At 73.3% G+C, this 20,853-nt stretch carries 22 protein-coding genes; 8 read left to right on the top strand and 14 right to left on the bottom strand.

What is annotated here, in order from left to right; translation table 11 throughout:
- Positions 1-21: 21 nt before the first annotated feature.
- The 3 genes from KME80_RS09485 to KME80_RS09475 are packed head-to-tail and all read right to left on the bottom strand — an operon-like array spanning position 22 to position 2,982.
- On the bottom strand, positions 22-1,602 hold the full coding sequence (locus KME80_RS09485) for a heparinase II/III domain-containing protein (protein WP_308125682.1): 1,581 nt from the start codon (positions 1,600-1,602) through the stop codon (positions 22-24).
- 53 nt (positions 1,603-1,655) lie between these two features.
- Positions 1,656-2,417, bottom strand: a complete 762-nt coding sequence (locus KME80_RS09480) for a CU044_5270 family protein (RefSeq protein WP_219502773.1) — start codon at positions 2,415-2,417, stop codon at positions 1,656-1,658.
- Positions 2,410-2,982 (bottom strand): RNA polymerase sigma factor, encoded by a 573-nt coding sequence (locus KME80_RS09475; protein WP_219502770.1) that lies wholly within the window; start codon positions 2,980-2,982, stop codon positions 2,410-2,412. Before KME80_RS09475 ends, KME80_RS09480 begins: the two co-directional genes overlap by 8 nt.
- A 123-nt stretch (positions 2,983-3,105) precedes the next feature.
- Here KME80_RS09475 and KME80_RS09470 point away from each other — a divergent pair, with 123 nt between their 5' ends.
- Complete coding sequence (locus KME80_RS09470; RefSeq protein WP_246644402.1) at positions 3,106-4,062, top strand: cyclase family protein; 957 nt, start codon at positions 3,106-3,108, stop codon at positions 4,060-4,062.
- Between the two features lie 176 nt (positions 4,063-4,238).
- Here KME80_RS09470 and KME80_RS09465 read toward each other — a convergent pair whose 3' ends face one another.
- The 3 genes from KME80_RS09465 to KME80_RS09455 all read right to left on the bottom strand — a co-directional run bounded on the left by KME80_RS09465 (position 4,239) and on the right by KME80_RS09455 (position 7,046).
- Entirely contained in the window at positions 4,239-5,507 is a 1,269-nt protein-coding gene (locus KME80_RS09465) for an alpha/beta hydrolase family protein (RefSeq protein ID WP_281426910.1), read from the bottom strand.
- 52 nt (positions 5,508-5,559) lie between these two features.
- Entirely contained in the window at positions 5,560-5,946 is a 387-nt protein-coding gene (locus KME80_RS09460; RefSeq protein WP_219502768.1) for a YdeI/OmpD-associated family protein, read from the bottom strand.
- Between the two features lie 104 nt (positions 5,947-6,050).
- Positions 6,051-7,046: a hypothetical protein gene (locus KME80_RS09455; protein ID WP_219502764.1), complete on the bottom strand. Its 996-nt coding sequence runs from the start codon at positions 7,044-7,046 to the stop codon at positions 6,051-6,053.
- A 214-nt stretch (positions 7,047-7,260) separates the two neighbouring features.
- On the opposite strand from KME80_RS09455, the gene KME80_RS09450 reads away from it, so the two are divergent.
- Positions 7,261-8,523, top strand: a complete 1,263-nt coding sequence (locus KME80_RS09450) for an FAD-dependent monooxygenase (RefSeq protein ID WP_219502761.1) — start codon at positions 7,261-7,263, stop codon at positions 8,521-8,523.
- A gap of 78 nt (positions 8,524-8,601) precedes the next feature.
- Positions 8,602-9,312, top strand: coding sequence for a TetR/AcrR family transcriptional regulator (locus KME80_RS09445; protein ID WP_219502758.1), 711 nt, complete (start codon positions 8,602-8,604; stop codon positions 9,310-9,312).
- Here the strand turns inward: KME80_RS09445 and KME80_RS09440 are convergent.
- The 3 genes from KME80_RS09440 to KME80_RS09430 are packed head-to-tail and all read right to left on the bottom strand — an operon-like array spanning position 9,299 to position 12,351.
- On the bottom strand, positions 9,299-10,570 hold the full coding sequence (locus KME80_RS09440; RefSeq protein ID WP_308125681.1) for a SpoIIE family protein phosphatase: 1,272 nt from the start codon (positions 10,568-10,570) through the stop codon (positions 9,299-9,301). The genes KME80_RS09445 and KME80_RS09440 overlap by 14 nt on opposite strands.
- 6 nt (positions 10,571-10,576) lie before the next feature.
- Positions 10,577-11,380, bottom strand: coding sequence for an alpha/beta fold hydrolase (locus KME80_RS09435; RefSeq protein ID WP_219502756.1), 804 nt, complete (start codon positions 11,378-11,380; stop codon positions 10,577-10,579).
- A 26-nt stretch (positions 11,381-11,406) separates the two neighbouring features.
- Complete coding sequence (locus KME80_RS09430) at positions 11,407-12,351, bottom strand: helix-turn-helix domain-containing protein (protein WP_443681178.1); 945 nt, start codon at positions 12,349-12,351, stop codon at positions 11,407-11,409.
- Positions 12,352-12,428: 77 nt separating this feature from the next.
- Here KME80_RS09430 and KME80_RS09425 point away from each other — a divergent pair, with 77 nt between their 5' ends.
- Positions 12,429-12,809: a cupin domain-containing protein gene (locus KME80_RS09425; RefSeq protein WP_219502750.1), complete on the top strand. Its 381-nt coding sequence runs from the start codon at positions 12,429-12,431 to the stop codon at positions 12,807-12,809.
- Here KME80_RS09425 and KME80_RS09420 read toward each other — a convergent pair.
- The 3 genes from KME80_RS09420 to KME80_RS09410 form a co-directional block, all read right to left on the bottom strand.
- Complete coding sequence (locus KME80_RS09420; protein ID WP_219502749.1) at positions 12,758-13,918, bottom strand: 2,5-dihydroxypyridine 5,6-dioxygenase NicX family protein; 1,161 nt, start codon at positions 13,916-13,918, stop codon at positions 12,758-12,760. The two genes, KME80_RS09425 and KME80_RS09420, sit on opposite strands and share 52 nt — an antisense overlap.
- 88 nt (positions 13,919-14,006) lie before the next feature.
- On the bottom strand, positions 14,007-15,101 hold the full coding sequence (locus KME80_RS09415) for a serine hydrolase domain-containing protein (protein ID WP_219502747.1): 1,095 nt from the start codon (positions 15,099-15,101) through the stop codon (positions 14,007-14,009).
- A 30-nt stretch (positions 15,102-15,131) separates the two neighbouring features.
- On the bottom strand, positions 15,132-15,536 hold the full coding sequence (locus KME80_RS09410) for a hypothetical protein (protein ID WP_219502745.1): 405 nt from the start codon (positions 15,534-15,536) through the stop codon (positions 15,132-15,134).
- Between the two features lie 135 nt (positions 15,537-15,671).
- Here KME80_RS09410 and KME80_RS09405 point away from each other — a divergent pair, with 135 nt between their 5' ends.
- Both KME80_RS09405 and KME80_RS09400 read left to right on the top strand, forming a co-directional pair.
- Complete coding sequence (locus tag KME80_RS09405) at positions 15,672-15,869, top strand: P-loop nucleotide/nucleoside kinase family protein (protein WP_219502743.1); 198 nt, start codon at positions 15,672-15,674, stop codon at positions 15,867-15,869.
- Between the two features lie 109 nt (positions 15,870-15,978).
- The gene (locus tag KME80_RS09400; RefSeq protein ID WP_219502741.1) at positions 15,979-16,437 is read left to right on the top strand and encodes a hypothetical protein; all 459 of its coding nucleotides are present in this window, start codon (positions 15,979-15,981) and stop codon (positions 16,435-16,437) included.
- 6 nt (positions 16,438-16,443) lie between these two features.
- Here the strand turns inward: KME80_RS09400 and KME80_RS09395 are convergent, their stop codons facing one another.
- Positions 16,444-16,833, bottom strand: a complete 390-nt coding sequence (locus KME80_RS09395) for a helix-turn-helix transcriptional regulator (protein ID WP_219502739.1) — start codon at positions 16,831-16,833, stop codon at positions 16,444-16,446.
- Positions 16,834-16,911: 78 nt separating this feature from the next.
- On the opposite strand from KME80_RS09395, the gene KME80_RS09390 reads away from it, so the two are divergent.
- Positions 16,912-17,286 (top strand): STAS domain-containing protein, encoded by a 375-nt coding sequence (locus KME80_RS09390; protein ID WP_219502737.1) that lies wholly within the window; start codon positions 16,912-16,914, stop codon positions 17,284-17,286.
- Here KME80_RS09390 and KME80_RS09385 read toward each other — a convergent pair.
- Positions 17,264-19,405, bottom strand: coding sequence for a GAF domain-containing SpoIIE family protein phosphatase (locus KME80_RS09385; protein WP_219502733.1), 2,142 nt, complete (start codon positions 19,403-19,405; stop codon positions 17,264-17,266). The genes KME80_RS09390 and KME80_RS09385 overlap by 23 nt on opposite strands.
- A 201-nt stretch (positions 19,406-19,606) precedes the next feature.
- Between KME80_RS09385 and KME80_RS09380 the strand changes: the two genes are divergently transcribed.
- Positions 19,607-20,853 (top strand): cellulose binding domain-containing protein (locus KME80_RS09380; protein WP_219502730.1); only part of this gene is annotated, 1,247 nt, incomplete at its 3' end.

Genomic DNA, 20,853 nt, shown 5'->3' with positions numbered 1-20,853 from the left:
GCCGCCCCGCCGCCGGGCGATTCAGCGGATAGCTCGACGAAACGCGAGTCGTCTTCCCCTCCCGCCGTCGATCGTGACCGGGCCGCCGGGCGTCTCGACGGTCAGCTCGGAGCCCGAGATCGCGACCTCGGGGGCGGCGGCGCCCGGCACGATCAGGGTCAGGACGTCGGCCGCCTCCGCCGACTCCACGGTGACGGTCCCGGCGGTGCGCAGATAGCCGGGCGAGACCGTCCCGGTGCGCAGCCGCAGGCCATCGGCGGGGAACTGCAGGAGCGTCACCCGCCAGTCCCCGTCGCCCAGCACCACCGCGCCGCCGGTCCGGGAGACGACCGTGAGCGCGGGATCGAAGTGCCACAGGCTGCGCAGGGACCCGGCGGGCACGCTGTCGTGCACGGCCAGCAGGTCCGGCGCGTGGCTGACCAGGACCCGCCTGGTTCTGGGCACCCCGTAGGCGTCGTCGGACAGCTCGAAGCACTGGCGGGCGGGCCCGATCGACGACTCCAGGAGATGGGTGCGCGTGCCCGGCCGGAAGACGCCCGTGACGACGGGCACGTTGTGCGCCTCCGGCGAGCGCGTCCAGTCCACGTACGGAGTCCGCTCGTAGGAGTGGAAACCGGCCTCCACCAGGATCCGGTGCCCTTGGGCGCTGTAGGTGACGCCGAGGTGGTCCTCGTGCCCGTGCAACGCGCGTCCCGGCCCGAACCGGATCGAGTAGTAGGCCGAGTCTGGATCGTTCCAGGCCGTGCGGCCGAAGACGTACCCGGCGTCGAACACCCGCACCACCGGCCCCTCCTGCGCAAACCCGGTCGCGCGGGCGTCGGCCGGGCTGTCCCCGATGGGGACGAGGCGGCCGTCGGGCTGGGTGGCGTGGGCCACGTACGCCTCCAGCGCGGACCTCCTGGCCACCAGCCGCGGGGGCGGTTCGGCGCCGCTCTCCCTGATGGCCCGCAGCGCCACGCCGAGCCGCCGGTGCACGTACAGGCCGTAGCGGGGAGCCTGCTCGTGCAGCGCGCCCTGGTCGTCGACGGCGAGCTCGGCGGAGGCGGTCATCCTGTGTATGGCGAGGTCCCGCCACTTCGCCCGGCCGAGGCGGCAGCCGACGACCAGGAGCGCGATGTCCTGGTCGAGGCCGTGGTTGTGGCCCGCGCGGTAGAGCGCCGGATCGGCCAGGACCTCGCCGTGCTCGGCCAGGCAGTCCAGGAGCCACCGGGCCCGGACGTGCTCGCTCAGGCAGACGAGCACCGGGGCGCGCAACGCCACCGGATGCTCGGCCCAGGCCCACGGGCTGACCCCGCGGCCGCCGCGCGGGTTCGCCCGCGCCCACTGCCCGGCCAGGTCGGTGGCCCGTCGCAGGTACGCCGCTTCCCCCGAACGCTCGTACTCGGCGACCAGGCGGCCCGCCCAGCGCAACGCGTGCAGGTTCAGCGCCCAGGAGCGGTTGCCGTGCGGGTTCGCCGTCCAGTCGACGACCGCGCCGAGGTCGACCGGCGGCTGCCCGGCGAACGTGACGCGCCCGAGCATCACCTCCTCCACGTTGCTCAGCGGGAACTGGTCGCTCAGGCAGATGGCCTTGCCTGAGGTCGTGCGGGCATGCCAGAACACGTCATGGCTCCTGATTTCGGGCACGCGGCAGCCACGCGCCGCGCGGGGATGAGTCAGCGGGGGCCTTGGTCCGTCCAGCCGGCCACCAGGACGATCTCGGAACGTCCCGCCCGGTCGTCCGTGCTCGACAGCACCTGCGAGGTGGCCGGGTCGATGATCAGCGTGCGCCGGGCGCCCGACGGCAGCCCGAAGGAGAACGCCGCACCGCGACGCCCTCGCGCGTCCGCACGCTCGCCCAGGTAGCGAACGCCGGGCAGGTCGGCGAGCGCGCGGTAGGCGGCGGCGCGGACCTGCGGCGGCGACGGCTTGGTCCAGAGCAGCCCGCCGAGCGCGTCGGCGAGCAGCCCCGCGTCCGGCAGCATCGCGGCCACCCGCTCCCGCAGCGCCGCCGGGTCGGCCGGCAGGTCCCGGATCTGCGCGTACGTCATGGCCCGCCCCGCCATGCTGAACGGTGACCCGCCCTCGACCCGGGTCACCCGGCCGCCCTCCGAGATCCACGCCCGGCCGTCCCTGGTCGCCCAGAGCTCGGTCTCCCTCGTGCCGTCGCGCAGCTTCCTGACGTGCCAGTACGTGCCCTCCGCCGACGTGGACGCCGCCGTGGTGGCCGCCGCGAGCAGGATCGACCGGCCGGGCAGCGGCTGCTCGGGCGCGCCGGGGACGATCAGGAACAGCGCGAGCGCCGCCGCCACGACCGGGACCGCCAGCCACGGCAGCCGCCTGCGCCTGCGCCGGGCCGCCAGCTGCCGCCACACCCTGGCCTGGGCCTGCGGGTCCGGGCGAGGCTCGCCGTACAGATCGCGTACGAGGTCATCCACGGTCGGCCACCCCGCCCAGCCGGGCCCGCAGCTTCTTCCTCGCCCGGTTCAGGCGGGAACCGACGGTGCCGTACGGGATGCCGAGCGCGTTGGCGACCTCCTCGTGGCTCAGCCCGGCCAGGGCGACCAGCAGCAGCGCGTCGCGGTCACGCAGAGCCAGCTCGGCCAGGGCGGCGGCCAGCTCCGGGCGCAGGCTCTGGGCGCTGACGCGGACGGCCACGGAGTCCTCGTGCCCCGGGGAGTCGGCCTCGGGACCGAGCCGGCCCAGGGCGCGCAGGGTGCGGGCCTCCAGGCGGCGGTGCTTGCCGATGAGGTTCGTGGCGATGCCGTACAGCCAGGCCCGGACGCTCGCGCGGTCCGGGTCGTACTGCGCCCGCTTGCGGTACGCCGTGAAGAACGTCTCCGCGACGATGTCCTCGGCGTGGTCCTGGCCGAGCCGCTGGGCGACGTACGTGTGGATCTCCCCGTAGTACGTGCCGAACACCTCCTCGAACCGTTCAGCGTCGAGCGCCCCTCGCGCGCGGGCCGCCCAGGGCACAGGGGTCAGGATGGCCTCCGCCGTCATGTGCTGCCTTCCGATGCATCAATGGTCATCGTTTATCACCCGATGCCCCGGGTTCCTTTCACGCGGGTCGCTTCATGCGCCGATCACCGGGACTCGGGAGGACGGGCGGGATAGCCTGCCGGGATGACGGCAGAGCGACCGATGCCCACACAGGACGACGTACTCGGCTACTTCGACACGCTGTCGAACTGGGGCCGGTGGGGCGACGACGACGAGCTCGGCACCCTGAACCACATCACCGACGACGTCCGGCTGGCGGCGGCCCGGGCCGTGCGCCACGGCAGGAGCGTGTCCTGCGCATGGGACGTCGCCGTGCCCGAGGACATGGAGCGGGCGACGACCGCGTGCCCGTGCGCCGCCGACATGCCGGGCGCCGAGAACATGCCGGCGCCCGGATTCCGCAACGACCGGCGCTGGGGCTTCTCCACCGAGCGGCTCGGCCTCATGTTCCACGGCAACACCATCACCCACGTCGACTCGCCGTGCCACATCCTCTGGGACGGCACGATGTACAACGGGCGCCCGCACGCGCTGGTCGACGCCGCGACCGGATCGGCGTGGGCGTCCGTCACCGCGGCGGCGAACGGGATCGTCACCCGCGGCGTCCTGCTGGACGTCGCCGCCGTCCGCGACGTGCCCTGGCTCGAACCCGGCCAGGGCGTCTTCCCCGACGACCTCGAGGCGGCCGAGCGTCGCCAGGGCGTGCGCGTACGAGCCGGCGACGCGGTGCTCCTGCGGACCGGCTACGGCCGCTTCCGGCACGAGAGCGGCGTGGCCGGCGGCTTCACGCAGGCCGGATGGCACGCCGCCAGCCTGCCGTGGCTGCACGAACGGGAGGTCGCGCTGATCGGCGCCGACACCCCCCAGGACGTGCAGCCGTCGGGGTACGACGACGTGCTGATGCCGGTTCACGCCGTGAGCCTGGTCGCGATGGGGCTGTGGATGCTCGACAACTGCGACCTGGAGGCGTGCGCGGCCACGGCCGCCGAACTCGGCCAGTGGGACTTCCACCTCGCCGTCGCCCCGGTCCGCTTCGCCGGCACCTCCGGCAGCCCGGTCAACCCGATCGCCACCTTCTGACGCCGCACTCCCACAGCCCGACGACCACACCACTTCTGCGGGGATGAGCCGTGGGCGGCTACGTCGTCAGCCTCCTGAAACACCCGGTCTACTTCGACGTGCACACCGAGACTTCGGGGACGGGGGATGGTCGCCGCGCGGGGTTCTCGTGCGGGGACGTTCGGCTGTCGCCGGGGTTAGGCGCAGGTCTTCTTTTCCGGGGTGCAGAACGTGACCTCGGGGTAGCTCGCCGAGGGCTTGTCCAGCAAGGGCTGCGGCTTCTTGCGCAGGTGCTGGTCGAAGAAGGCCGCCACGTACTGACGGGTGATGGCCAGGGCGCGGACGCCGGAGGTGTCGGAGCCGTCGTCGAAGCCGATCTGGTCCGCCAGCACGCCGAGGTCGGTGAAGGACGTGTGGGCGGCGCCGGTCACGAGCAGCCAGCGCTTCCAGCCGTGCAGCCCCGCCCATACGCGCTCCCAGCTGGCGGCGGAGCCGGGCCGTCCGGGCGTGAACGTGGCGGGCTTGCCCAGCAGGAGGAACGGCCGGGACAGTCCCGCCTTGGGGAGCACGGTCTCCACGCTGCCGTCGACGTCGATGCCGGCGCGCAGCCGGCGGTCGGCGGCCAGGGCCGCGAGTGCGCTCGCGCCGCCCACGGACTGGCCGGACATGGCGATCCTGGAGGTGTCGATCAGGCGCGCCCTTTTCCACTTCGGGCGTGCCCCGGTCAGCTCGTCGAGGACGAAGGAGACGTCGGCGGCCCGTCCCTTCTCCAGCTTCTGCCAGACGGCCGGGTCCTTCTTCATCTCGCAGGTGACGCAGGTGGTGACCCGGCCGTCGGGGAAGGTCTGGGCGACGTTCTCGTACGTGTGGTCGACGGCGGCCACCACGTACCCCCGGCTGGCCAGGTCCTCGGCCAGGGCCGTCAGCTCGGACCTGGGCTTGCTGTGCCCGGGGGACAGCACGACGAGGGGCAGGCTGCGGGCGCGTCCCGCGGGGCGGGCGTCGGTGAAGGCGTTGGTGCGCACCTTGCTCAGCGTGTCGGCGGGGATGCTGGTGAGGCCGCCGTCCTTGAGGAGCAGTTCGGACTCCTTGGGCGTCATGTACTGCGCGCGATGGCGGCCCGGGGCCTTGGCCGGGTACCACAGCGAGACCATCAGCTCGCGGGCCTTGGCGCTGGGGACCCAGGGGTCGGCGCGCGAGGTGTCCTTGAGGTGCAGGGACGTGGTGCCGACCGGCCGGGAGCCGGTGGGCGCGGGCAGGTGCGGCTCGGCGGCGCTCGCGGCCCTGCCGGCGAAGGCGGGGGCGGCGAAGGCGGGGCCGGTTAAGGCGAAGGCGGGGGCGGCCGGGCCGACTCCGAGACCGGTGGCGGTGATGGCGAGGACGAGCCCGGCGGCAGCGGTGAGCCGCCAGGGCCGGCGCGCCGCGCGGGGGGTGGCCCGGGTCTGACGGTCGTTCATCTGACTCATGCCGAGCGACTATACCTCAGGGTTATACACTCGATGTATAGACGGCATCCCGCTAGGCGGGCCAGCGGCCGGTGGCCTTGGCGGCCTCGATCGCGGCGCGGCCCGCCGGGCGCATCCGGCCGGCGGCCGTCAGCGCCTCGGCCTTGGCGACGTTGATGCGGGACCACGGGCTGCGGCGGGCGCGCGGCGAGTAGCGCTGCAGGTAGTAGTCGCCGTCGTAGGCCCGGCGGTGGCTGTCGATCCAGCCGTGGCACAGCGCCTCGTCCAGCGCCTCGTCGAGGGTGACGGTCCTGGCGCGGCTGTTCTTCTTGGCGATCAGCAGCCAGACGTCGCGGGCGCTGTCGTGGTGCTCGGCGAGCCAGGCCCGCCAGGCGGCGGCGTCGTCCAGGATCAGGGCGTTCAGTGTCGGGGCGTTCAGCGTCTGGGCGGTGTCGGTCATCGTGCTCAGCCCTTCCGTCCCGTGAGGACGTCCGTTCGGCGGCTTGTGAGATCCATGCTTCCAGGCAAAGTGCTCAACGAGTGAGCACTTTGCCTGGGCGAATCTCAGGAGCAGCGCCAGACGGCCGCGGCCGGCAGGTGGTTCGGGCCGGTCGTCGCACCGCCGATGGTGTCGTCGTCCCCGACCGTCGTGACGGAGGCCGCGCCGGGCAGCTCGCCCACCGGCGTCCCGAACCGCCAGACCTGGTACGGCGTGGCCGTCAGCGCGCTGACGACGAGCCCGTTCCTGTTGATCTGCTCGGCCCGCGCGCCCTCGGGCATCAGGTGCGGCTGCCCGTCCCGGTCCCAGTACGCCGGGCGGTTCGGCTCGGAGCCCACCCGGAGCGACCCGGCCACGAGCCCGTCGGAGATCGCCAGGGCGTACCCGAACTGCAGGTCCGGCGGCTCCGACAGGCGGATGAGCCGGCCGTCACGCCACAGGTGCGGCCACGGATCGGCCGAGCTGCGCTCCATCAGCAGCGTGCCGTCGTGGTCCACGCCGACCACCCTCATGTCCTCGGGCAGGCCCGTCACCTCCTCGACGACGCCGGGCCGGTCGTACGGCCAGCGCACCACCACGTGGGTCATGGTCCTGCCCTCCCAGACCACGGCGCGGCCGTACACGTCGCCGTTGCCGGTGATCCCGAAGGCCCGGCTGTTCAGCTCCGCGCCGGGCAGCGGGGTCAGCCGCTCCCGCCGGCCGTCGCGGATGCGGAAGGAGATCGCCGAGGCCTGCCACAGGCCCGTCACGGACAGTCCCGCGATGGTGCCGTCGCCGTTCTGGGCCACGACCCGGTCGGCGCCGTGGCCGGACGACCCGTAGTCGATGACCTGGCCGTTCTTCCAGGAGATGATGTGCCAGCCGGAGTCGGGGAAGTAGGCGCTGCCGGAGTAGCCGCCGTGGTGGTCGGTGGCCTGGACCTGGTGCTGCGTCGAGCCCGCGGGCGCCGGGAGGGCCTGCATCCGCCAGGTGCACGCCGATCCGGACGCCGCCGCTGCCTGGGGCGTGGCGACGAACGCGGCGACGACCAGCATCGCCGCCATCACGATTCTGCCTGTCATGACACCAGTCGATCGCGATCGGCGACGGCGGGCATCTCCCTGAATGCGCCGATCTCGTGGCCGGATGTCGAGAACCCGGCGGCGGCTCCGTCCCTGAGCCGGACGTGGCCGCGGCATCCCGGACGAGGCGCGGGCCCGCGACGCCCGATGGACGTGGCGCACATCACATTCTGACCGAATGAGCGAAATGGTCAGTCGGTCGTACCGTGGAATCATGGACATCACGAAGCAAGATCGCCGGGTCCTGGTCGTCGGGCTGGGCATCAGCGGGATCGCGACCGCGCTGCGGCTGCGGCAGATCGGCTGGAAGCCGGTCATCGTCGAGCGCGCCCGGGAAAGGCGGCAGGGCGGGCACTTCATCGCGCTGTTCGGCGCGGGCCGGGCCGCCGCCGGCCGCCTGGGCGTCCTGGACGCGATGACCGATCGCGGCGCCGACGGCGCCAGCTACGACATCGACCGCTCCGGCAGGCGGCGGCCCGGGCTGAGCTTCAAGGACTTCCCCGGCCGGCCGTGGGTGATGATGCGCGGCGACGTGGAGGAGGCCGCGTTCGCCGCGCTGCCGCCGGACGTGGAGATCCGCTACTCCACCGTCCCGGCGCGCATCGAGCAGGACGCCGGCGGGGTGGACGTGACGCTGACCGACACCGTCACGGACACCTCGACCGTCGAGCGCTTCGACCTGGTCGTCGGCGCGGACGGGCTGCGCTCCACCGTGCGCCGGCTGGTGTTCGGACCGCACGAGGCGTATCTGCGCCGGATGAACTACATGGCCGTCGCCTTCCAGCTGACCGGCCCGCTCCCGGGGTTCGGCCAGGGCGACTCCGTGGTCCTGACCGAGCCGGGGCGGTCCATGTGGATCTTCCCGTTCCGGCACCGGCCGCCGATGGTGCTGCTGAGCTACCGTACCGACGACGTGGACGCCGAGTTCACCTCGACGGTCGCCGAGCGCGTACGCGCGGCGTTCGGCCCGGAGCCCGCCGGCCCCGCGCTGGGAGCGGTCCTCGACAGGCTGGAGTCGGCCGATCAGGTGCTGTTCGACTCGGTCGAGCAGGTGCGGATGGACCGCTGGCACCGCGGCCGGGTGGTGCTCGTCGGCGACGCGGCCTGGTGCGTGAGCCTGTACGCGGGGATGGGGGCGTCGGCCGGGATGGCGGGGGCCGACCTGCTGGGCACCATGCTGGCCCGCCACCCCGGCAGCGTCACCGAGGCGCTGACCCGCTGGGAACGGCGGCTGCGTCCCACGATCGAGTACTTCCAGGGCAACGGGATGCAGATGCGCAGCCTGTTCGTTCCCGCCACCCGGTACGAGCTGGCGCTGCGCCGCGTGATGCTGCGGGCGAGCAAGCTGCCGGTGACCTCCTCGCTGTTCGTCCTGTGGCAGTCCAGGGGCAAGGCCGCCCGGACGAAGGAGACGGACTTCGCCCACCCCGGCCTCGTCCGGCAGCCCCTCGGCGGGCGACGACCCGCGCGGGTGTGACGCCGATGGCGTGCGAGCGCGTGCCGGCACGGCACAATCGTTCGCACACCCCTTCGGCAGCGGCAACGGGAGCGAACGATGAAACGCCCGGCGGACCACGACTCGGACAAGGCCGCCCGGATCCTGGCCGTCACCCGGGACCTGGTGCTCCGGCGCGGCGTCAAGGGCGTGACCGTGGCCGAGATCGCGGAGAAGGCGCACGTCGGCAAGGGCACCGCGTACCTGTACTGGGCGACCAAGGAAGACCTGCTCATCGACCTGTTCGCCCGGGAGTTCCTGGAGGTGCTGGAGGCCGACATCGCGGCCCTGAGCGCCGACCCGGACCTGGCCCGGCCGCAGCGGTTCTGCCCCCGCCTGATCCGCAACGCCGTCGAACGCCCGTTCATGCGCGCCCTCCAGGCGAACGACGGCGACCTGCTCGGCGTGCTGGCCGGGCATCCGCGTACCAAGGAACTGCTCGTCCACGTGGGCCCGGCCGCGCTGATGTACACGGTGCTGCCGGTGTGGCGCGAGCACCGCCTGGCCCGCGCCGACTGGGCGCTGGACGCGCAGGCGTACGCGCTGCGGGCGGTCATGGCCGGGTTCCTGGACTCGGCCACCAGCGGGGGCGCCCCGGGCGGCATCACCGTCGCCGACGCCGACGCCGTCATGGCCGCGACGGTGACGGCCCTGCTGGGGGGCGAGCGGGCGAGCGCGGCCGACGTCCACGCGACCGCCGCGGAAGGGCTGCGGCTGCTGCGCGAGAAGCGCGAGATCCTGCTCTCCCTGCTCGCCGTCAAGCGCGAGTAGGCGCGTCCGGGTCCGGCGCCACGCCCAGGGCCAGCAGCGCGGTGTCGTCGTCGACGCCCTCGCCCAGCTCCTCCAGCAGCCCCGTCATGGCCGCGATGGCCGCGGCGGGCGTGGCCGGGGCGATGCGTCCGGCGAAGGCGAGCAGGGCCTGGTCGCCGTAGCGGCCGTCGTCGCCGGAGCCGTCGGCGGTGCGCGCCTCGATCAGCCCGTCGGTGTAGAACAGCAGCGTGTCGCCCGGCCGCAGCTCGGCGTGCACGGTGACCGAGGGCGCCTCGGGCAGCAGGCCGATGAGCACCCCGCCGGTCGTCGGCAGGTAGTCGGCCCCGCCCCCGGCACGCAGCAGGATCGGCGACGGGTGACCGCCGCCCGCGAACGTCACCGCGAACCCGTCGCCGGTGCGCGTGAGCATGCCCGCGATGACCGTGCAGTAGTACGTCTCCTCGTCGACCTGGCGGTCGTACATGGCGGTGTTGAGGATGGCCAGGAGGCTCGTGGGGTCGGGGTCGTGCATGGCGGAGGCCCGCAGCGTGTAGCGGGCCAGCGACGCGACGGCCGCGGCGCCGGGGCCGTGACCGCTCACGTCGCCGAGGAAGAACCCCCAGCGCCCGTCCCCCAGCGGGTAGAGGTCGTAGAAGTCGCCGCCCAGGTCGTCGGGCGAGGCCGTGTGGTAGTGGGCGACGGCCTCCAGCCCCGGCACGTCCGGCAGCGCCGGCGGCACCAGGCTGCGCCGGAGCGTGGCGAGCACGTCCTGCAGCCGCCGCCGCTCGGCCTGGGCGGCCTCGCGCGCCCGGTCGGCGAGGGCGCGGGCGGTCTCGGCCTCCTCGCGGGCGCGCAACAGCTCGATCTCGTACGCACGCCGGTCGCCCCCGTCGAAGACGGTGCTGCGGATCAGCAGCGGCCTGCCGTCGGGGCCCACCCTGACCTTGGAGGTCACCAGGACCGGCAGCCGCCCCCCGGCCGCGGTCCTGAGCTCCAGCGCGATGCCGCCGATCTCCCCCTGCATGCGCAGCAGCGGGGCGAAATGGGTCTCGTGGTAGAGCTTGCCGCCGACGGTGAGCAGGTCGGCGAAGCGCATCCGGCCGACGACCTCGTCACGGGCGCGGCCGAGCCAGGTCAGCAGCGTTTGGTTGATCTTGACGATCCGGCCGTCCATCAGCGTGGACACGTAGCCGCAGGGGGCGTTCTCGTACAGGTCCACGGGGCTGTCCTCCAGCAGCGCCGCGAACTCCGGTTCTTCCGGATGGTCTTTCGCCGTCACACCGCGTCACATGCTTTCACGGGTGAAGGCGGCGATGGCCGCAGCGGTGGCGTCGGGGGCGCTGAGCTGCGGGCAGTGGCCGGTGGCCGCCAGCGTGACGAGCCGGCTGCCGGTGATCGCCTGGTGCACGTACGCGCCCACCTCGCGCGGGGCGATCATGTCCTCGGCGCAGTCCAGGATCAGCGTCGGCACCTGGACGCCGGCCAGGTCGGCGCGGCTGTCGCTGAGGAACGTGGCGCGCGCGAACGCCCGGGCGATGTTCGGGTCGGTGCGGCAGAAGCTGTTGGTCAGCTCTTCCCCCAGCTCCGGCCGGTCCGGGTTGCCCATGATCAGCGGCGCCATGGTGGCCGACCAGCCCAGGTAGTTGGCCTCCAGGGAGGCGAGCAGCTCGTCGATGTCCTCGGCGCTGAACCCGCCCCGGTAGCCCTCGTCGTCGACGTAGCGGGGCGAGGGGACGAGCAGCACCAGGCCCGCGAACCGGCCGGGCTCACGCGCCGCGCTCATCACGCCGACCATGGCGCTGACCGAGTGGCCGACGAACACCAGGTCGCGCAGGTCGAGATCGCGGCAGATGTCGAGCACGTCGGCGGCGTAGCCGTCGAGGGTGGCGTACCGCTCCTCGCTCCAGGCGGCCAGGTCGGAGCGGCCGGAGCCCACGTAGTCGAACAGCACCACCCGGAACTCCTGGGCGAGGACGGGCGCGACCAGCCGCCACAGGTTCTGGTCGCAGCCGAATCCGTGGGCGAGCATGACGACCCGCCCGTCCTGCGGTCCGATGACCCGGACGTTGTTCCTGCTCCGCACGTCCATAACCCGAATTATCACATCCGCGCACGTCAGAGCCCACGGAAGGAGCGCCGGTAGGCGGCCGGGGTGGTGCGGACCAGGGCGTGGAAGCGCCTGCGGAGGTTGGCGGCCGAGGAGAGGCCGACGCGGGCGGCGATCGTCTCCACGGGCAGGTCGGTCTCCTCCAGCAGCGTCCGGGCGGCCGTGACGCGCTGCTGGAGCAGCCAGCGGCCGGGGCTGACGCCGAGCTGGCCGGCGAACCTGCGGGCCAGCGTCCGGGGCGCGATCCCGGCATGTCCGGCCAGGTCGTCGAGGGTGAGGGGCTCGTGCAGGCGTTCGGCGGCCCAGTCGAGGACGGGGGCCAGCGACTGCGACGGGGGAGCGGCGGGCGGCACGGTGCTGTACTGGAGCTGCCCGCCTTCGCGGTGCGGGGGCATGACCATGTGCCGGGCGAGGTGCGTCGCGTAGGCGGCGCCGTGGTCGGTCCGCGCCAGGTGCAGGCACAGGTCGATGCCCGCCGCGGTGCCGGCGCTGGTGGCGACGTCGCCCAGGTCGACGTAGAGCGTGTCGGGCTCGACCCGCACGTCGGGGAAGCGGGCGGCGAGCGCGCCGGCGAGCCTCCAGTGCGTGGTCGCCCTGCGGTGGTCCAGCAGCCCGGCCTCGGCCAGGAGGAAGGCGCCCGAGCAGATCGCTACGATCCGGGCGCCACGCCGGTGCGCGCCGCGCAGCGCGTCGAGCACGGCGGGCGGGGCGGCCTCCCGGTGGCGGTGCCAGCCCGGGACCACCACCGTGTCCGCCGCGCCGAGTGCCGACAGGTCCTGGCCGACGACCATGTCGTAGCCCGCCAGGGTCGGCACCGCCCCGGGCCGTTCGGCGCACACGGTGAACGCGTACCGCCCCGGCAGGCCGGGGCGCGACAGGCCGAACACCTCCGCCGCGCACGCCAGCTCGAACGTGGACTGCGGCGGCAGGACCAGCGCCACCACCCGATGCATCCGCATGGCAAGAAAATACCTGTAGGAGACAATCGTGACACTGGCCCCTATGCGGTTGCCTTCACCACGATGGGGACATGACGCACGACTCCCCTGACATGCAGGTCCTGAACGTAGACGAGGTCGAACCCGTCGAGGTCGTCCCCGGCATCATCCGGCGGCGGCTCCCGGCGACCGCCTGGGCCCGCGGCTGGATGTACGACTTCGCCCCCGGCGCCGAGTGGCCCGAGGTCGACGTCCACGAGAGCGAGGAACGCTACTACGTGATCTCGGGAGAGTTCGTCGACCGAGGCCGGCGGCTCGGGCCGGGCAGCTACGTGGTGTTCGCGCCGGGCAGCACGCACCGCCCCCGCACCGAGACGGGCGCCCGCATGCTGGGCATCAGCATCCTCGCCGGCCCCCTGGATCAGGCGGGCGTGAGCGGCCTCGACTCCGGCGCCAGCCGGCCTCCGGCGTAGCGGGCGGGCAGGATCAGCAGCGGGTTGTCGTCGAGAAGCACGTCCGGCGGGCCGAACCGGGCGGCGACCTCCCGCAGGTCCGGATCGTCGAGGAGGAGCAGGCGTCCCCGGTCCACGAACGGCTCGCCGTCGAGGTGGACCGTCGGCCGGTCGATCTGGCAGTCGCAGTGCGCGAACCCCGGAGCGGTGGTCTCCGCCACGCCACCGGTCAGGGCGTCGAGCCCGCAGTAGAACGCGCCCGCGTGCTTCTCGCGCTCGAACTGGGTGCCGCCGGCGATCCGCACCTTCGGGTTGAGGCCGATGAGCGCGTGCCGCATGTAGTAGCCGCCCGGCGCGCGGCGGCGGATCTGCTCGGCCGCCGCCCCGCCCTCGATCGCACTGACCCGGTTGTCCCGCAGCGTCACCCGTACGGGCTCGTCCGGGACCCCGGTGAAGGTGGAGTCCTCGACGACGAGCACGCCCTCGGTGTGGGTCGGCCAGAAGTTGGCGCCGCCGTACGGGAAGGGCTGCCAGGTGCCCGTCTGGATAGGCCCGCCGTCGGGGGCGAAGGTGAGCCCCGACATGGTCAGGTCCGTGCCCGAGGCGGAGGTCACCCGGATCGTCCCCGCCTCGGTGAGGCGGCTCAGCGCGCGCTGCTTGAGCGCGTAGAAGAGCTCGTTGGGGAACCGGGCCCCGGTGAGGAACGCCCCCGCGGTGGCGGCCATGTGCAGCGACGCGAAGCGCACGGGCATGGCCATGACCTGGTCGAAGAAGAGCGGCGCTGTGTGCACCTCGGCCCACCAGGTGGCGCTGATGACCACGTCGGCCTGGCCGACCGCGGCCACCTCGACCTGCAGCGAGGGCTCGGCGTCCCACCCGCCGGGGCTGAACGGCGGCACCGACAGGATGCGCACGTCCGCGCCCTCGTAGGCGGCGCCGGCGGCGACGGCCTGGATCACGACCGGGTCGGCGGTGTGCTCGGTCAGGATCAGGACCCGGTCGTCCGGCCGGAGCTGGACGTGCCGCAGCAGGTTGCGGACCCCCGGCATCAGCTCCGCGATCGCGTTGGGGGCGGCGGGCGGCTCGGAGACATAGCTGAACGGCGACGATGCGTACGGAGTCGTGGTCACCCGGGTTTCCCCTCTTCGCGGCCGGTCCGGTGGTGGCGGGGGAAGCCCGGCGAAACTACTCTTCGTGGTTGTCATCTTACGGTACGCGTTAGGGAGCCGGGGTGCCGAAGACCTCGGCGACCAGGCGCTGGGTCGCCTGCTGGAAGGCCGGGCCGAGCGACAGGGCGGCGTCGTCCACGTAGTTGAGGGCGGCGGTGAGGGTCGTGCCGCCGTCGGGGGTGCTGTACATCAGCGCCGCGTGCCCGGCCATGCCGCCGTTGTGGGTGATGACGGTGCCGCCGCCCGGCACCTCCTGGACGAACACGCCCAGGCCGTAGCCGGCCTTGGACTCCGGCGTCAGCATCTCGGCCAGCAGCTCGGCGGGCAGGAGCCTGCCGCCGACCAGCGCGGAGATGAACGTGTGCAGGTCGGCGGTGGTGGAGATCATGTCGCCGCCGCTGGAGATCCACGACGGGTTCTGCGCGGTGACGTCGACGGTCCGGGCCTGGCCGTCCTCCTCGTAGCGGTAGTAGGCGTGGGCGTGCGGGGCGGGGACGCCGGTCTCGGCGGTCGGCTGGAGGGTGCCGGTCAGGCCGAGCGGGTCCAGGATCAGCCGCCGCATCTCCTCGGCCACCGGGCGGCCGGTGACCTGCTCGATCAGCAGCCTGGCCAGCACGTAGTTGGTGTTGGAGTAACTCCAGCCGGCGCCCGGCTCGAACCGGGCCGGCTTGGCCAGCGCCACCCGTACCAGCTCCTCGGGCGCGTAGGTGGTGAACCGGCCCTCCACCCACTCCTGGCCTGCGGTGGTGGCGGGGATCCCGGGCACGTACGTGCCGTCGGGGTCGAAGTCGCCGGTGAAGTTGAAGATCCCGCTGGTGTGCTGGAGCAGCATCCGCACCGTGATGCGCCGGTCGAGCCCGAACTCCGGCAGGTGGTCGTCGACCGGGGTGTCGAGGGCGATGCGGCCCTCGGCCACCAGTCCCAGCACCACGGTGGCGGTGAAGGTCTTGGTGTTGCTGCCGATCCGCACGTGTCCGCCGGCGGGCGGCCGGGCGGTGCCGCCCAGCTCGCTCGCTCCGGCGCTGCCGGTCCACGTGCCCCGCTCGTCGTGTACGCGCAGCGACACTCCGACGAATCCGGAATCGACCATCTCCTGGATGACCTTCCGCAGCTCCGGGCGGTCCTGCTGGATGGGGGAAGACATGGCGGTGTGGCTCCTTCGCGTGGGGTGAAGTCAGGCGGCGTCGAGGGCTTGGGTGATCTTGCGGGCCATGTCCGCCAGGGCGGGGCTGGGCGTGCCCTTGTGGATCTGGGCCGCCGCGTCCACGGCGACGAGGACGGTGCCGCGGAAGTTGGCCGCCTCGGCCGGGTCCTGCCGGTCGAGCAGGCGCATCGACTCCGTCAGCGCGGGCAGCACCTGGTCGGCCAGCTCGGCGACGGTCCTGCCGTACTTGACGCCCTTGGGGGCCTTGGCGAGCACGTGCCCGACCGGGCCGGTCGCCGAGGTCAGCGCGATGGAGCCCTCGGTGGCGACCCTGTGGGCCGAACCGGCGGCGCCGGCGGCGGACATCAGCGAGACGGCGCCCCAGGCGGCGACGCGGAGGGTGAGCTGGTCCTGGTCGGTGAGGGTGATCGACATGGTGGCGGGTTCCTTTTCCTGGGGTGGTTCCGGGTGATGGCTCAACCATCGCGGGCCGCCCTGACAGCGGGCCGCCTTCGCGCTGACACGGCCGCTGACAGCCGGGATCGCTGCCATGCTGTCGGTGTGGTGCCGATGGACACGGGCCCGGGGCCCAGGCTGATCCTGCTGTGCGGGCTGCCCGGCGCGGGGAAGACGACGCCGGCCAGGCGGCTGGAGCGGCGGTTCTCGCGGCACGCCGAGGAGCTGCTGAGGCTCGGGCAGACCGTGGTGCTGGAGTTCGGCTTCTGGACGCGGGCCGAACGCGAGGAGAAGCGGGACCCGGCCGCCTGACGCTTCATGCGGGCTGCAGGCGGCGCGCAAGCGACGGCTGGTCCACTGCCGGTGTCGGATCGGACAGGGCCGGCCCCCGGGCCCCGCCCTTCAACGTGAGGGATGGACGATGGCGTCGACCGTCTTCGGGATGTTCGCCGTGATCGCGGTGATCGTCGCGGTGGTGATGTTCCTCGTGCTGAGGCGGCGTCCGCAGACCCGGGTCGGCGCGTACGTCACGGCCCTGTTCTCGCTGCTGGCCGCGGGGATCCTCGCCCTGGGGCACTTCTCGTTCGCGAGCCTGGAGTCGGCCGCGCTGAGCGCCTTCACGGCGGAGGAGCGCGTGGCGGCGCTGCCGTGCGAGGCGGCGGTGCTGCGGGCCGACCAGACCGACAACAAGCTCAACGGGCGCTACATCTGGTGGCTGCGGCTGCGGGTCACCCCTCGGAACGGCAGCCCGTACGAGATCGACCGGACGGCCCGGCTCACCTCGTCGACGGGGGAGCGCCTGGAACGGGGGAACGTCGTGCTGCCGTGCCTGACGGCGCCCGCCGACCGCACCCGGATCGAGATCGCCGCCCTCGCCTGAGCCCCGTCAGGCGGCGCCGGGGGAGAGCGGGCCGGCGACCTGGTGCAGCTCGGAGCGCATCGTCCGCTGGTGGTCGTCGCGCATCGTCCGCTGGTCGTCGTCGCGCTGGGTGAACATGTCGATCAGCGCCTGGACGGGCATGCCTGCCTCGGTGGGGTGCCGGAACTGCCGCTCGGGCCTGAGCCGGTAGTGGTTGCGGCGGCCGACCCGGATGCGCTCCAGGTAGCCGCCGTCCTCCAGGTCGCTCACGATGCCCTGCGCGGCCCGTTCGGTGATGCCGATCCGGGCGGCGATGTCGCGCATGCGAAGCTCTGGGTCCGCCGCTATCGCCAACAGCACGCGGGCGTGGTTGGTGAGGAACGTCCAGGAGGAACGCCTGCCAGCATCGTGGTCCATCGCCAGAACATGGTACAGGAGGAAGCTTCAACGACAGAAGGATGTCTACGGAAAATTTTTTCCGGTAAACTTCTCCCTATGACGGTGAACGGAATCGGCGAGCCAACGCGGTCTGGCGAGTGCGTTGCCGTCCGTTCCCTGGTCCCGCCCGAGCAGGTGCTGTACGTCGACCACCAGCTGCGCATCACGTGCAGCCTGACGCCCGAGTCGACGGTGATCCGGCTCGCCGGCGAGATCGACGTCACCAACAGGCGCGAGGCGATGTCCACGCTGACCCAGGCCCGGCGCATCGACGACCAGCTCATCGTCGACCTCGGCCGGGTGACGTTCGCCGACATCTCGGTCGTCAGGGCCCTGACCGCTTTCGCCGCCGACGGCGCGGCCCACATCCGCAACGTCCCCGCCCAGATAGCCAGGCTGCTGGACCTGCTCAACCTCCCCGCCTTCGACTGACCCCCTCCGGGGCGCTGCGGAGCAGGAGGAGGGCGGTGTCGTCCGTGCGGGGTCTCGTGACCTGGCCGATGAGCGATTCGGCCAGGCTGTGCAGGGGCCGGCCGGGCGCCGGGGTGAAGCGGGCGGCCAGGGCGGCGATGGCGTCGCCGAGGTCCTGGCCGGGCTCCTCGACGAGGCCGTCGGTGTAGAGGGTCAGCGTGGAGCCCGGCGGCACGTGCAGGTCCAGGGTCGTGTACTCGGCGTCGGGGTCGATGCCGAGCAGCAGGCCGGGTGGGGCGTCGATCACCTGGGTGGGGGCGCCGGGGCGGCTGATCAGGGGCGGCGGGTGCCCGGCGCTGGCCAGGCAGGCGATGTGGCGGTCGAGGTCGAGCGTGAGGTAGAGGCAGCTGGTGAAGCGGTCGGGGGCGAGCTCGGTCATCATGCGGTTGGTGTAGGCGAGCACGTCGCCGCAGGTGGCGCCGGCGGTGCCGTGGGTGCGGATGGCGGTGCGCACCTGGCCCATGAGGGCGGCGGCGGTCATGTCGTGGCCCTGGACGTCGCCGATGACGGCGGCGGCCTGGGAGTCGCCGAGCCGGATGAGGTCGTAGAAGTCGCCGCCGATGTCCATGCCGGGGGTGGCGGGCACGTACCGGGCGGCCACGTCCAGCCCGGGGATCCTGGGCAGCGCGTGCGGCAGCAGGCTGGCCTGCATCGACTGGGCGAGCTGGTGCTTGTTGTCGTAGAGCCAGGCGCGCTCGAACGCCTGGGCGATCAGCCCGCCGAGCGCGGTGAACGCCGCCCGCTCCTCCTCGCTGAACCGGTGCGGACGGTCGAAGGCCAGCACGCAGGTGCCGATGGGGCGGCCCGAGGTGACCAGCGGGAGCACCGCCCAGGCTTCCATGACGGCGGACTCGGGCAGGTCCGGGTACGCCTGGAAGAGCTCGTCCCTGGTCGCGTAGAAGGACGGCCTGCCCGGGTCGGAGCCGCCTGGCGGGCTGACGCGGCGCAGCGCCGGGCGGCCGTCGAACTCCTCGATGAGCTGCCGGGTGTAGCCGCGCGCGGCGACCACGCGCATGCGGCCGCTCTCCCAGGTGATGATGGCCAGGCCCTGCGCCCCGTAGACGGGCACGACGTGGTCGGCGACGAGGTCGATCACGTCCTGGGCGCTCGTCGCCTGGGCCAGGCTGGTCGCCAGGTGCAGCAGCTCGTGCAGCCCGGCCGTGCGCAGCGGCTGCCCGCCGCCGGCGGCCGGGGGCAGCGCGGCCGCCGCGGTCGGCGTGATGCGCAGGGTCATGCCCGGCACGCTCGGGAACCACTGCAGCAGCAGTTGCCTGCCGTCGGGGCGGCGGGCGGTGACCCGGGTGGGCTGGTGGCTGACGACCGCGAGGCGGTACTGCTCCTCGTAGACCGGGTCGCCCAGCCAGGGCACGGCCACGCCCAGCCGCCGGCCCACCAGCTCCGACGGGGTCGCGTCGAGCAGTTGCGCGCCCTGCGCGGTGACGAACGCCACGCGCGCCTGGGCGTCCAGGTGGCAGTAGCCCTCAGGCAGGGCGTCGAAGGCCCGCAGCGCGGCCTGCGCGGCACGCGGTTCGCGCTGGTGGGCGCGTACCGGGTCGAGGATCCGGGGATGGTCCCCAGCGGTGATCGGACGGCCGCGCTCGCTCGCCCGGCGCAGCAGGTCGCCCATCGCGCCGCAGCAGTCGTCGATGACCTTGAGCTGGCGTACGGTGAGGTCGGCCGGGTGACCGGCGGGCCAGGCGAGGACGATCCCGCCCCACACGCCGCCCCCCGAGCCGAGCGGCGCGGTCGCCATCGCGAACGGGTACGGCAGCGTCAGCGCCACCCCGGGGAACTCCCTGGCCAGCGCCTCCCGGTCGCCGAACCACAGCAGCCGCCGGTCGCGCACCGACACCGAGACCGGCGCCGCGTCGTTGAGCCTGATGCTCGCCCACACGCGGGCGATGGAGACCGGCAGCCCCATGGCCGACACCATCCGCAGGACCTGGCCGTCCTCGTCGAGGACGTACGCGATGCCGATGTGGGCTCCCGCGCCGAAGACCGTCTCGATCAGCACCTCGTCCAGGCGGGACGCCTCGGTCGCCGCACCCGGAGCCGGGCCGTCGCCGTCGTGCCGCGTCACGGCCAGCCGGGTTCATTCCACCGCATACCGCCAGGTTAGGAGGATGTGGGCATTGGGCTCTTTAACGCCGGGTTCGGATTCCCCCACGAGCCGGACGGCGAGCACCAACCACACGTCCGCTATCCCCGAAATCGTATCTATGCCCGATGCCGGAAATGCCGCAGAATCACCGCGGGGGGACACGATGCGATAGGGGAAGTCATGCGCACCGGAAGCCGGTCTGCGGGAGCGGTCCTCCTCACCCTCGGGTTCGTCACGCTGGCGCTGCTCGTCGCCTTCCTGGCGATCGGCCCGGCAGGCCAGGCCGCCGCCGCCCCGCCCCACCTGGCCGCCGCCGCACCGGCGCCCACCGGCGCGCAGCCCGGCCCGGCCGCCGGGGAAGCCGCTGACGGGGAGGCCGTCGACACGACGCCGCCGACCCGGCCGGCCGGGGAGCGGCCGTGCCCGGTGCCGCTCGCGCCGTCCCCCACCGGCTACGCCTCCATCTGCTGGAACGCCTCCTCCGACGACACCGGCGTCGTCGCGTACGACCTCTACCGGCTGGACCCCGACGAATTCACCCGCGCCGCCACCACGACCGGCACGGTCGGCGGCTTCTCCGGCGAGCTCGGCCGCGCCTACACGATGTACGTCGTCGCCAGGGACGCCGCGGGCAACGTCAGCCGCCCCTCCGGCCTGATCACGGTGACCGCGGTGACCGGCATGTCGCCCACCTCGACGCCCACCCCGCCGCCCGGCGACCGCCTGCCGCCGAGCAAGCCGACCGGCCTGCGTGACGCCTGCCTCCAGGACTACCACGGCGTCACCTTCTGCTGGCAGCCGTCGACCGACAACGTGGCGGTGACCGCGTACGACGTCTACCGCGAGAGCGTCACCGGGTACGTCAAGGCCGGCACGCTCGCCGCCTCGACGTTCCCGAACTTCGCCGAATCCGGCCTCGTCACCGGGCAGCGCTACACGTACGTGGTGGTGGCGAGGGACGCGGCCGGCAACCTCAGCGCGCCGTCGGACCCGCTGTCGGCGCTGGCGAGGCCGGGCCTGCCCTCGCCCACCTCGTCACCCGGCCTGGAGTGCGCGGTGTCCTACCGGGCGGCGACGTGGGGTCCGACGCTGAGCGCCGAGATCACCGTGCGTAACACCGGCACTGCGGTGATCGACGGCTGGACGCTGACCCTGGACTACCCGGAGCCGGCCCCGCGCCTGGTCGCCGGCTGGTCGGCCGACTGGACCCAGAGCGGGGCGCGCTTCTCCGGCGCCGCGCGGTCGTGGAACAAGGTGCTGCGCCCGGGCTCGTCCACCCAGGTCGGCTTCACCGCCTCCCACACCGCCCCGGCCCCGGCCCCGGTGAGCTTCACCCTCAACGGCAGGCCCTGCACCGCGGCCTTGGTGGCGTGGTGGGCCGGGTACTTCACCCGGGCGGTGTGGACGCCGTCCCGGCCCCGCTTGAG

Source organism: Nonomuraea ceibae, assembly GCF_019396325.1.
GTDB lineage: Bacteria > Actinomycetota > Actinomycetes > Streptosporangiales > Streptosporangiaceae > Nonomuraea > Nonomuraea ceibae.
The sequence above is the reverse complement of the archived record's forward strand: the minus strand, read 5'-3'. Positions and strand labels throughout refer to the sequence as shown.